This is a genomic window from Halomonas sp. CnH100-B (assembly GCF_024124605.1).
GTDB lineage: Bacteria > Pseudomonadota > Gammaproteobacteria > Pseudomonadales > Halomonadaceae > Vreelandella.
Map to the genome: position 1 here is coordinate 203,245 of NZ_JAMXRX010000003.1, position 12,045 is coordinate 215,289.

Here is a 12,045-nt window from a genome sequence, read left to right on the forward strand (position 1 = left end):
TCGTAAAAAGAGTGACGCTATTGACGGAAGGTGAGTAGCGTCGCTTTGAGTTGCAAAGCGCGGGCACCTTGGGTGTCCGCGCTTCTTGTTGAGAGCGCTGATTGTCAGCGCTGACCATTAGGCAGGGCAAGCGTATGCGTGATGACAAACACCCTTCGGCAGCCGCTGAGAACGACCTGGAGGATATGGTCGCTTCCAGCGATACAGGGGCACGGAAACCCCTAGGCGTACCTGGAAAGCTGCTCGTGAGTATTGCAGCCATCTGGTCGCTGTTTCAGCTATGGATTGCATCGCCACTTCCCTATATCGTTGGCTTTGGCGTGTTTAGCGCCACGGAGGCGCGCTCGATTCATTTGGCGTTTGCGCTCTTTTTAGCCTTCATGGCGTACCCCGCCTTCAAGCGTTCGCCCCGTGATCGTGTGCCGCTGGCCGACTGGGTCCTGGCAGCGGTAGCGGCGTTTTGCGGCGCCTACCTATTCATTTTCTATGCCGATTTGGCCCAGCGGCCTGGGTTGCCGATTACCCAGGATATCGTCGTGGGCGTCGTTGGCATATTGATGTTGTTAGAAGCCACCCGTCGTGCACTGGGGCCGCCTCTGATGGTCGTGGCAGCGGTGTTTATTGCGTACTCCTTGTTTGGCCCTTACATGCCGGGCATTTTGGCTCACCGTGGTGTGAGTCTCGGCGGTTTGATCAACCACCAGTGGCTGGGCACCCAAGGCGTGTTCGGTATTGCGCTGGGGGTTTCGACGAGTTTCGTGTTCCTGTTTGTGTTGTTCGGGGCATTGTTGGATAAAGCGGGTGCCGGTAACTATTTCATCAAAGTGGCCTTCTCGCTGCTTGGCCACTTTAAAGGCGGCCCGGCCAAAGCGGCGGTGGTGGCGTCTGGTATGACCGGCTTGATCTCGGGGTCGTCGATTGCCAATACCGTGACGACCGGTACCTTTACGATTCCGATGATGAAGCGAGTCGGCTTTAGCGCTGAGAAAGCGGGCGCGGTGGAAGTCTCCTCCTCGGTGAACGGCCAGATCATGCCACCCGTCATGGGGGCAGCGGCGTTCTTGATGGTAGAGTACGTCGGTATTCCCTACGTCGACGTGATCAAACACGCCTTCTTGCCAGCGCTGATCTCCTATATCGCGCTGATCTACATCGTTCACTTGGAAGCGCTCAAGGCCAATATGAAAGGCCTGCCGTCCAGCAACCCGGCGCGTCCTCTACTAAATAAAGTGATTGGTTTCATGACCGGCTTACTGCTGCTCATGGGGCTCTCGATTGCCGTTTACTATGGCCTGGGTTGGCTAAAACCCGTGCTGGGTGAAGCGACTCCTTGGGTCGTCTCCGTCGGTCTAGCGATCGTCTATGTGGCGCTGCTAAAAGTGGGAGCCAACTACCCCGAGCTGGAGATGGACGATCCCAACTCCGAAGTCGTGACACTGCCGCAAACCCGCCCGACGGTCATGGTCGGCCTGCACTACATTCTGCCGGTCGTGGTACTGGTGTGGTGCTTGATGGTCGAGCGTCTGTCGCCTGGACTGTCCGCGTTCTGGGCCACCATGTTCATGATCTTCATCATGGTCACTCAGCGTCCGATCATTGCGATCTTCCGCGGTCGCAGCCAGATGGCCGCCGATATCAAAGAAGGCTTTAAAGACCTGTGGGATGGCCTGGTCACCGGCGCGCGTAACATGATCGGTATCGGTATCGCGACGGCCACTGCCGGTATCGTGGTGGGTGCGGTATCGCAAACCGGCGTAGGCTTGGTACTGGCGGACGTCGTCGAGATTCTCTCCGGCGGCAACCTGATGATGATTCTGCTGCTGACGGCCCTGCTAAGTCTGATCCTGGGCATGGGCTTGCCGACGACGGCGAACTACATCGTGGTGTCGGCACTGATGGCCCCGGTGATCGTGCTGCTGGGTCAGCAAAACGGCCTGATCGTCCCGCTGATTGCCGTTCACCTGTTCGTTTTCTACTTCGGCATCATGGCGGATGTCACACCGCCCGTAGGCCTGGCCTCCTTTGCGGCGGCGGCCGTGTCAGGAGGCGATCCACTGCGCACCGGCTTCCAGGCGTTCTACTACAGCCTGCGTACTGCTGCCCTGCCGTTTCTGTTCATCTTCAACACGGATTTGCTGTTGATCGATGTCACGGTGGTGCAGGGCATTCTGGTGTTCATCGTCGCGACTATCGCCATGTTGATCTTCGCCGCGGGCACCCAAGGTTACATGCTCACCCGTAACCGTTGGTACGAGTCGCTGCTGCTGCTGCTGGTTGCCTTTACGCTGTTCCGTCCCGGCTTCTGGATGGACAAGATCCACGACCCCTACGAGTCGGTGCCGCCTGCTCAGTTCGCTGAGGCACTAGGCCGAGTCGATGATGGAAGCAACCTGCGCGTGCAAATTGCCGGTGAGGACGATTTCGGTGCGCCCATGACCACCTATGTCCTCGTTCCCGTACCGCGCGGTGACACGGGGGAAGAGCGCATGGCGAACCTGGGCATCGAGCTTTACGAAGACGGTGACCAAACGCTGGTCGATTTCGTCGAGTTTGGTAGCCAAGCGGCCGAATTGGGCTTCGATTTCGACCAAGAGATCCTCGAAGTGTTGGCCCCGGTGGATCGCTGGACCAAAGAGTGGATGTGGCTGCCTGCCCTGGGCATCTTTGGCTTGGTCGTGGTGATGCAGCGCCGCCGTCGGCGTCAAGAGCAGTCCAACGAAGTGGCCGCTGCCTAAGGAGGTTGCCATGTACCATAAAGTGCTACTGCCCGTGGACTTGAACGAAGAAGCGTCATGGAAGAAAGCGCTGCCTACGGCGGTGACCCTGTGCCAAACCTTTGGGGCATCGCTACACGTGGTGACGGTACTGCCGGAATTCAAAATGCCCATGGTGGGCGCTTATTTTCCGAAAAACTTCTCTGAAAAAGCGCATGTGGCCATGAAAGAGGCGCAGCACAAGTTCATTCAAGAGCAGGTGCCGGAAGGGATCAAGACCCAAAGTGTGATCGTTGATGGCTCGCCTTGGGAGGCCATTATCAAAGTCGGCAAGAAAATCGATGCCGACCTGATCGTGATGGCGTCGCACACCAAACGTAAGTTCGTCGATTACGTGCTTGGCCCCAATGCGGAGCATGTCGTTCATCATGCCAAGATATCGGTGATGATCGTGCGCTGAACGCCGTCTACCCCACGAAGCTCCGGGCCATTGGCCTGGAGCTTTTTTTTGTCGTGAATATCACGACACGCTAACGCATCGAATTAATTGTCGTTAAGAGCGCCAGAGGAGGATTTTTTGTACTGAGTGGCGGGAAAGCCCTTCACGTGACACTGGCTCAGCTACATTAAAAGAACATTAAGCCATTAACGTTGGATTAATGGTGTCAACACACATGGTAGCTATTTACCTTGGTGCTTGGGTCAGTGACAGCCATTTGGGGTAAATCATAGGAGTTACGCCATGAATGCAGTAACAACAAAAACTCACGGCCAATCAGCCGATGCGCCCAACGTTAAAATCATCATCAACAAGGTCGGCATGGACAGGCCCAAAGCCTGGCTCGCTGCAGGCGTCGAAGATTTTCGCCGTGCCTCGGCCATCAGCTTGTCCTACGGCATGTTCTGGGTGGGGTTAAGTATCGCCATTACGCTGGGGGCCTACACCTTGGGCTACTGGCACTGGTTGCTGCCCATGATTGCTGGCTTCATGTTCATTGGGCCGCTCGTGGCGGTGGGCTCCTACGGTATCAGCTTAGCGCTTGAGCGCGGGCGAGTTCCTAACTTGGGCGACGCGTTCGGTAGTTGGCGGCCGCATGCGGGTCAGCTCGCCATGATGGGCGTGATGATGATGATCTTCTTTTTGGCATGGATACGTCTCGCCACACTGCTCTTTGCGCTCTTTTTCGGATTCGAAGTGCCCAGCCCAGCTACGCTCTACACGGCGCTGGTCACAACGCCCGAAGGGCTTAGCATGCTTGCCGTCGGCACCGTTGCCGGTGGCGTTCTGGCCTTTGGTGCTTTTGCCATCAGCGTCGTCGCCATTCCTACGCTCATGGATCAAGACCTCACGTTTATGGAGGGCATCGAAGCTAGCGTGCGCTGTGTGGCCCGCAATTTCCGCCCCATGCTGCTATGGGCCGCCATCCTGACGGGCTGCGTACTGGTGGGCGTCATGACGTTCTATATCGGTTTGGCGCTCATACTGCCCGTTCTCGGCCACGCGAGCTGGCACGCCTACGAAGAACTGGTACGGTTCGAGCCGGTGGAAAAACTCAAAACCTAACGAAGGCAACCTTCGCGTTACGCTCCGCTTACCAAAAAAGTCGACATTCAACTGACCAATGAATCGAGATGGCGTACCCTAACGCCATCTCTTTTTTATTGCCTTGCGCTTGCGACAGCCGTCGCGTCGCTCAGGCACTACGATACGAGGAGTCGGTAGTGAAAGCGTTGTTATTGGGGTGGACTATGCTGGCGTTCAGCATTCCCCATACGGGGCTAGCGGACGCGGCAGAGACGGGAACACTGGCAACGCCTAGCGGGCCGGTGATTCTCAAGATAGAGGGAGACATGACAGCGGCCAACGTCGACGATGAGGCCCACTTCGATCGTGCCATGTTGAGCGCTTTGCCTCAGCATGAGTTCACCACCGGTACGCCGTGGACCGAAGGCACGAGCCACTACCGTGGACCGTTGATGCGCACGCTGCTCGAACACGTCGGGGCAGAGGGCGATACCATTAACGTGGCGGCGTTGAATGGCTATGAAGCGGAGATTCCCACCGAGGATTTTTACGACTACGACGTGATTTTGGCCCTTGAGCGAGACGGACAGACCATTCCCATCCGCGAATATGGTCCGTTATGGGTGCTTTACCCCTTCGATCATGACGAAGCGCTGTTGAGTGAGCGTATGCGCTTCAGAGCCGTGTGGCAGGTCATGCACATCCATGTCCACTAGTGAGTCTGCCGCACGGGCGCCCCGCCTGCTGCGCTACCCGCGTCGCCTCAAGCTGGTTGCCATCATTACCGTGCTGCTGTTTGCGGCGGCGTTGGTGGTGGCTGGCTTATCGGCTTGGCGCCAGGACAACTTGACGCAAAGCCTGCGTGAAGATACCGCCTGGGTGGTTTACAAGCTCGATCGTGACGCCGTGCAACTGCTCAACCATTTGCTGGCAGAGACCCGAGGCCCTTTATCACCGGCCGCCCAGGACGAGCTCAATCTCCGCTTCGAGCTGCTCTACAGCCGTATCACCCTGCTACGCGAAGGGGAAGTCAGCTCGCTGTTGCAAAGTATTAGTGCCGCCAGTGAACTGCTGGACCACATTCAGCAGCAGCTCGACACCCTCGACCCCATGTTCGAACCTCACGAGTCCATGGCTCGGCTGCCCGTCACGGCGTTGGAGACCGAGCTACAGGCGCTGACTCGACTGACCGAGCGCTTGGTGATTACGATCAACGGCTATTTAGCGGAGTCTGCCACCGAAGAGCGTGCGCTTCTGAGTACGCTGTATAAATTACTGATTTCTCTGCTGATTGGAATGAGCTTCGCCGTGCTGACGGTCATTGTCTTTCTGGTGCGTGAGATGCGCGAGAGCGCAGCAGCGCGACGGGAGCAAGAGCAGCTCAGTAAACAGCTTCAGGTGACGGCAAAGCAGGCGCAAGCCGCCAACCATGCGAAATCGGACTTTCTAGCCATGGTCAGCCATGAAATTCGCACGCCGCTCAACGGCGTGATTGGGATGAGTGAGCTGCTGCGCGAGCCCGCCAGTCCCGCCCAGGTCGAAGACTACGCCCGCACCATTCACGAGAGTGCCAACCAGCTACTCGCGATGATCAACGAGATTCTCGATTTCTCCAAAATCGAGGCCGGCCATTTGACCCTGGAAACGTCGCCGACCGCGCTTAAGCCGCTGGTAGAAGGGGTCATGGCGCTCTTTGAACCCAGAGCGCAGGCAAAAGGGCTTCAGCTGTCGCTGTACGTGGACCCACTGGTGCCAGCCTGGGTGATGATCGACGCGGGGCGTTTGCGGCAGATCCTGCTCAACCTCATTGCCAATGCGATCAAGTTCACCGACTACGGCAGCGTCTCGATTCGGGTATCGTCGACCGTCGAGTATCTCTCGTTCGACATCACCGATACCGGCTGCGGGCTCAATAGCGAACAGCAAGAAACGCTTTTCGAACCCTTCCAGCAGGCGGATGAAAGCGTTGCACGTCGCTATGGCGGCACCGGTTTGGGCTTGGCCATCTGTAAGCGGTTGAGTGAAGCCATGCAGGGGCGGCTGGGCGTTAACAGTACGCCGGGCCAGGGCAGTACTTTCTGGTGTGAGTTGCCGCTCGTCGAAGCGACCCCTGTCACGAAACCGCTGCCCGCCGAGCCTACGCGGGACTTTGGCGGCACGTCGCTGCTCTTGGTAGAGGATAACGCGGTCAATCGCAAAGTAGCGGTGGGGCTACTATCACGGTTGGGCTGCGAGGTGGTGTGCGCAGAAAATGGCCGCGACGCTCTGGCGATGGTGCAGCGTCAGCAGGTGCATCTCATCTTCATGGACATTCAACTGCCGGATATCGACGGCATCACCGTCACGCGGCAATTGCGGGCGATAGGGGGCTGGTGCAGCGAGGTACCCATCGTGGCGATGACCGCCGGTGGCGCTGAGGATGATCGTCGACGCTGTCTCGCTGCGGGCATGAATGACTACATCACCAAGCCGCTCTCGCTGCTAGCCCTGGGTAACGTGTTGGCGCTGCAGCTCTCGCCCACGCAGACGCCCGTCGCCCCCGCGCGCTTGGCGTCCACGCAGGAAGGGAATGACGCGGCTCTGCTCAATGAGGCGACACTGGCAACGCTCATTGGCTCGCTAGGCCCTGACAGCGTCAACCAACTGGTGGTGCTCTACCACCAGCAGGTGAACGACTACATCGCCCAGCTTGCGGGCTATTTTGCGCCCGGTAGCCAGCCCGATCGCGAACACTGGTATCAGGTCCAGCGGCTGGCGCATCAGTTACGGGGGGAATCCGTGAGCATAGGTGCCGAGCTGCTTGCCGTTCAGGCCAAGCGGTTAGAAACCATGGCTGCCCATGATGAGGCATCGTTGGCGTCGCTGGATGCCTGTTTCAACGCGCTCCGCCACTGTGCGGCACGTACTCACGCTACGCTGGAGACATGGCGTCGTGATCACCAGCTTCACTAACCGTGGCCTGATCGCGGCTGCGAGCCGTGAGGCCGACCCGCAGGTGGCTGCCTATGCGCTGGCGGCCGAGTTGTGTCATGAGCACGCCGGTTTCGTGCTGTTTTTTTGCAGCGCTGAGTACCCGCTGGATCGGCTGGCTGATGCACTCTGTCAGGCATTTGGTGAGCTGCCCGTCAGCGGCTGCACCACGGCGGGCGAGCTAACGCCCGATGGCTATGACCGTGGTTCGATCGTTGCCATCTGCTTCGATCGACGCTTTTTTGCCGTCGAAACCGCACTGATCGATGACCTGGATCATTTCGATTTACCCGTCGCGCAGCCGCTGGTCGATGCGCTCTTGGAGCGCTGCCGCCGACAAGCCGTGGCTCCGGTCAACGAACACAGCTTTGCCCTGACACTGCTGGATGGCCTTTCAAGCCGCGAGGAGCAGGTACTGGCAACGTTGGATGCGGCACTCGGGCGTATTCCAAGCTTTGGAGGTTCCGCAGGCGACGATAACCATCTCACCCACACCCATGTGTATGCCAACGGGCGCTTTCATACCCGAGCGGCGGTGGTCGTCATGATGAATACTCGGCTGCCGTTTGACGTCTTCTCTACCCACCATCTTGAGCCGCTCGAGCATAAGCTGGTGGTCACCGGGGCGGACCGGGAGCGTCGCCGCGTCCTTGAACTCAACGGTGTACCCGCCGCCGAATTGTATGCTGCTCTGGTGGGCTGTCCGGTCGAGGCGTTGGCACCGGCGGTCTTCGCCCGACACCCGCTGGCGGTGCACTTGGGCGGCCAGCACTACGTTCGCTCGATTCAGCGGGTCAATGACGACGGCAGTCTAAGCTTCTACTGCGCGGTCGAGAACGGCATCGTGCTCACCGCTATGCAGCCCACGCCGCTGCTGGACGATTTAGCCTGTATGCTGCAGCGCCTAGAAGCCCGTCTAGGCGAACCTGCCGCCATCATTGGCTGCGACTGCTTTTTAAGGCGCATGGCGCTGGAGTCGCTGGATCAACTCGACCAAGCCTCCGCGCTGCTGCGTCGGGCGAGGGTGGTCGGTTTCAATACCTACGGCGAGCAGCACCATGGCATGCATGTGAACCAAACCTTTACGGGGGTGGCGTTTGGCACTCTTCCAGCTCTCTGATTCGTCGCCACGGGACGACGATGTGGCAGCCCTGCGCGAAGAGAATCGGCGCTTGCGCAGCGTGTGTACGGCGCTCATGGAGCGGGTGGAGGCTGGCGGTGCTCCCAACGGCGCGCCCTACGCCGCGTTCGAACGCTCCGTGCTGCTCGCCGAGCAGGTGCGCGAGCGCACCGACGCGCTGCACCGCACGCTGGATGAGTTGAGTCAGGTCAACGCTCGGCTGTTGGCCGCTCATGCCGACGCCCAAGCGGCCAATGAGTCGAAAACCAAATTCCTGGCCGCAGTCAGTCATGACCTGCTTCAGCCGCTCAACGCCGCTCGACTGTTCGCCAGTGCCCTGGAAGCCCATGCGCTGCCGGCAGCGTCCCAAGCACTGGTCGGCCATATTGGCCGGTCGCTGAAAGATGTCGAAGGGCTGCTGGGAACGCTGGTGGACATCTCCCGTCTTGACGCCGGAGTGCTCCACGCCGATAAAGCGCCCTTTGCCGTCAACACGCTGCTGGATGCGTTGGCTGAGGAGTACCGCCAAGTGGCCGGGGTTCGCGGGCTCAGCCTGCACTACGTCCCCTCCCTGGTGTGGGTGGAATCCGACCTGGCGCTGCTGGCTCGGGTTGTGCGTAATTTTCTCAGCAATGCGGTGCGCTACACTGAACATGGCCACTTGCTGTTAGGTTGCCGCCGCCGCCGCGACGGATTGGAGATCATGGTTGGGGATACCGGCCCGGGTATCCCCGAACCGCAGCGTCAGGCGATTTTTTTGGAGTTTCGCCGCGCCAGCCAGCCGCAGGCGAACCAGAGTCGCGGGTTGGGTTTGGGGTTGGCCATCGTGGATCGCATTAGCACGATGCTGGGCCACCCCGTTCGGTTGGCCTCTCGACTGGGCCACGGCTCTCTGTTCTCCATTTTGGTGCCCTATGCCGACATCGGCGAGGACAGCGCCGCGCCCTCGCGAACGTCCATCGAGTGGGATGACGATCCCTTGCAAGGGTGCGTCGTGTGGGTGGTGGACGATGATCCGGCCATTACCGAAGGCATGCAGGCGCTCCTGGGCAGTTGGGGATGCCGGGTACGCGCGGCCGCGACGGTGAGCGCGTTGGAAGCGGCTAGCGACGGTGAACGCCCCGCCGTTCTATTGGTGGATTACCATCTCGGCGACCATCGAGAGAACGGCATCGACCTCGCTGCTCGACTGCGTCGACGCTACCCTGGGTTAGCCGCCGTGGTGATCACTGCCAACCATGAGGCCGCGGTGAAGCGTGCTACCCGCGAAGCAGGGATCCACTGTCTGCTAAAACCGCTCAAACCGCTGCGTCTCAAAATGCTGCTGGGCACGCTGTTGGAGAGCCGTTAACGCACCGGACGTTTCGCAAGATAACCGCTTAGATCTTCCTCGCCAGCCATGACAATGGCGTGCACTCGGCTGCTCGCGCCGAGCTTACGCAAAATCGCCGATACATGGGTTTTGACCGTGGTTTCAGCGATGGCAAGTTCTCGGGCAATCTGCTTGTTCGACATGCCCTGGCTCATGCAGCTCAACACATCCAACTGTTTGTCGGTCAGCCGAGGTAAGCGACTCTGGCGGTGGTCCGAGAGTGTCGCGCCGGGTGCCGAAGGAGGCCTGGGAGGAGGGCGGCGCATGATCTCGGCGGGCAAATAGAGCTGCCCTTGGAGGATTTGCTGCAGGGCGGCAAGCAGCTGCTCCCGTGGCGTCGATTTTGGGATATAGCCCACTGCCCCTAGCGTTATGGCATCGAGTACGAGCTGGCGCTCCTGATGGGCAGAAACGATGGCGACCGGCAGCCAGGGAAACGTCTCGCGAAGCGCTTTCAGCCCCTCTAGCCCGTCGGCATCCGGCAGGCTCAAATCGAGCAACAGCAGGTCCAGCCCCTCTTGCGCTTCGATACGTGCGATGGCCGCGGCAAGGCTGTCGGCTTCGACCAGCTCCGTATCGGTGAAGCCGCTGCGAATTACCGCGTGCAGCGCATCGCGGAACAGCGGATGGTCATCTGCCACTAACAGCGAGTACATGGCGTCTCCTACCAAGGAATGAGGGTGCGTCCTGCCATCGGGCTATATCGTGAATGGCGTGAGTGGCCAACACTGGGTAGGCACCTTTTAATAATCATAATACTCAGGAGCAGTACCATGATCTACGCCAACCCAGGTGAAGCGGGCTCTGTTGTGTCGTTCGAAAAGCGCTATGGCAACTACATCGGCGGTGAATTCGTCCCCCCGGTGAACGGTCAGTACTTCGACAACATTAGCCCAGTGAACGGCAAAGTGTTCTGTGAAATTCCCCGCTCTAGCGCTGAAGATATCGAAAAAGCGTTAGACGCGGCCCATAAAGCCGCTCCGACGTGGGGCAAGACCTCGGTACAAGAGCGCAGTAATATCCTGCTCAAAATCGCCGATCGCATCGAGCAAAACCTCGAAATGCTGGCCGTGGCCGAAACGTGGGATAACGGCAAAGCGGTGCGTGAAACCCTCAATGCGGACATCCCGCTGGCCGTCGACCACTTCCGCTACTTCGCCGGCTGCCTGCGCTCCCAGGAGGGCACCGCCGCCGATATCGACGCCAACACCGTGGCGTATCACTTCCACGAGCCGCTGGGCGTGGTGGGGCAAATCATCCCTTGGAACTTCCCGATCTTGATGGCAGCGTGGAAGCTAGGTCCGGCGCTGGCGGCAGGTAATTGCGTCGTTCTAAAGCCCGCCGAGCAGACCCCTGCTTCCATTTTGAAAGTCGCCGAGTTGATTGGCGACCTGCTGCCGCCGGGCGTACTCAATATCGTCAACGGTTTTGGCGCGGAAGCCGGTCAGGCGCTGGCGACCAGCAAGCGCATCGCCAAGATCGCCTTTACCGGTTCGACGCCGGTGGGCTCGCATATTCTGAAGTGTGCGGCAGAGAACATCATTCCCTCTACCGTCGAGCTGGGCGGTAAGTCCCCCAATATCTACTTTGCCGACATCATGAACGCCGAGCCGACGTTCATCGACAAAGCAGTAGAAGGACTGGTGCTGGCCTTCTTCAACCAAGGGGAAGTGTGCACCTGCCCGTCACGGGCGCTGATTCAAGAGAGCATGTACGACGAGTTCATGGCGAAAGTCATCGAGCGCACCAAAACCATCAAACGGGGTAACCCGCTGGATACCGACGTTCAGGTGGGCGCTCAGGCATCCCAAGAGCAGTTCGACAAGATCATGTCGTACATGGATATCGCCCGGGACGAGGGCGCCGAGTTCCTCACCGGCGGTAATAAAGAGACGCTGGATGACAGCATCAACAGCGGTTACTACATTCAGCCAACGCTGTTGAAAGGCACCAACAAGATGCGTGTCTTCCAGGAGGAGATTTTTGGTCCGGTGGTCGCGGTGACGACCTTCAAGGACGAAGAGGAAGCGCTGGCGATTGCCAACGATACCGAGTTTGGCTTGGGGGCGGGCGTGTGGAGCCGCGACATCAACGTGGCCTTCCGCATGGGCCGTGGCATTCAAGCGGGCCGCGTCTGGACCAACTGCTACCACCAGTACCCCGCCCATGCTGCTTTCGGCGGCTACAAGAAGTCGGGCGTGGGTCGTGAAACCCACAAGATGGCACTCGAGCACTACCAGCAAACCAAGAATCTGCTGGTGAGCTACGATATCAACCCGCTGGGATTCTTCTAAAGCGCTCGAGTACGGCAAGCACAAAAAACCCCGGTCAATAGACCGGGGTT

The 12,045-nt window shown here is 59.2% G+C and carries 9 protein-coding genes; 8 read left to right on the forward strand and 1 reads right to left on the reverse strand.

Annotated features, from left to right (window positions below):
• Positions 1-134 precede the first annotated feature (134 nt).
• The 7 genes from NH398_RS07705 (at position 135) to NH398_RS07735 (ending at position 9,680) form a co-directional block, all read left to right on the forward strand.
• Complete coding sequence (locus tag NH398_RS07705; protein ID WP_159343071.1) at positions 135-2,735, forward strand: TRAP transporter permease; 2,601 nt, start codon at positions 135-137, stop codon at positions 2,733-2,735.
• Between the two features lie 10 nt (positions 2,736-2,745).
• Positions 2,746-3,174 carry a universal stress protein gene (locus NH398_RS07710; RefSeq protein WP_159343070.1) on the forward strand — a complete coding sequence of 143 codons (429 nt, stop codon included), beginning with the start codon at positions 2,746-2,748 and terminating at the stop codon, positions 3,172-3,174.
• Positions 3,175-3,456: 282 nt separating this feature from the next.
• Positions 3,457-4,278 carry a DUF2189 domain-containing protein gene (locus NH398_RS07715; RefSeq protein ID WP_159343069.1) on the forward strand — a complete coding sequence of 274 codons (822 nt, stop codon included), beginning with the start codon at positions 3,457-3,459 and terminating at the stop codon, positions 4,276-4,278.
• Positions 4,279-4,463: 185 nt separating this feature from the next.
• Entirely contained in the window at positions 4,464-4,955 is a 492-nt protein-coding gene (locus NH398_RS07720) for a molybdopterin-dependent oxidoreductase (RefSeq protein ID WP_253018137.1), read from the forward strand.
• The gene (locus NH398_RS07725) at positions 4,945-7,191 is read left to right on the forward strand and encodes an ATP-binding protein (RefSeq protein WP_253017640.1); all 2,247 of its coding nucleotides are present in this window, start codon (positions 4,945-4,947) and stop codon (positions 7,189-7,191) included. The genes NH398_RS07720 and NH398_RS07725 overlap by 11 nt, the downstream gene beginning before the upstream one ends.
• Positions 7,172-8,329, forward strand: a complete 1,158-nt coding sequence (nosP, locus tag NH398_RS07730) for a nitric oxide-sensing protein NosP (RefSeq protein ID WP_253017642.1) — start codon at positions 7,172-7,174, stop codon at positions 8,327-8,329. Before NH398_RS07725 ends, nosP begins: the two co-directional genes overlap by 20 nt.
• Complete coding sequence (locus tag NH398_RS07735) at positions 8,307-9,680, forward strand: hybrid sensor histidine kinase/response regulator (RefSeq protein ID WP_253017644.1); 1,374 nt, start codon at positions 8,307-8,309, stop codon at positions 9,678-9,680. Before nosP ends, NH398_RS07735 begins: the two co-directional genes overlap by 23 nt.
• On the opposite strand, the gene NH398_RS07740 is transcribed toward NH398_RS07735, so the two are convergent.
• A complete protein-coding gene (locus NH398_RS07740) occupies positions 9,677-10,357 on the reverse strand; it encodes a response regulator transcription factor (RefSeq protein WP_253017646.1) in 681 nt (226 codons plus the stop codon). The two genes, NH398_RS07735 and NH398_RS07740, sit on opposite strands and share 4 nt — an antisense overlap.
• A 117-nt stretch (positions 10,358-10,474) precedes the next feature.
• Here NH398_RS07740 and NH398_RS07745 point away from each other — a divergent pair, with 117 nt between their 5' ends.
• A complete protein-coding gene (locus tag NH398_RS07745; protein WP_253017648.1) occupies positions 10,475-11,995 on the forward strand; it encodes an aldehyde dehydrogenase family protein in 1,521 nt (506 codons plus the stop codon).
• The last annotated feature ends 50 nt before the right edge of the window (positions 11,996-12,045 follow it).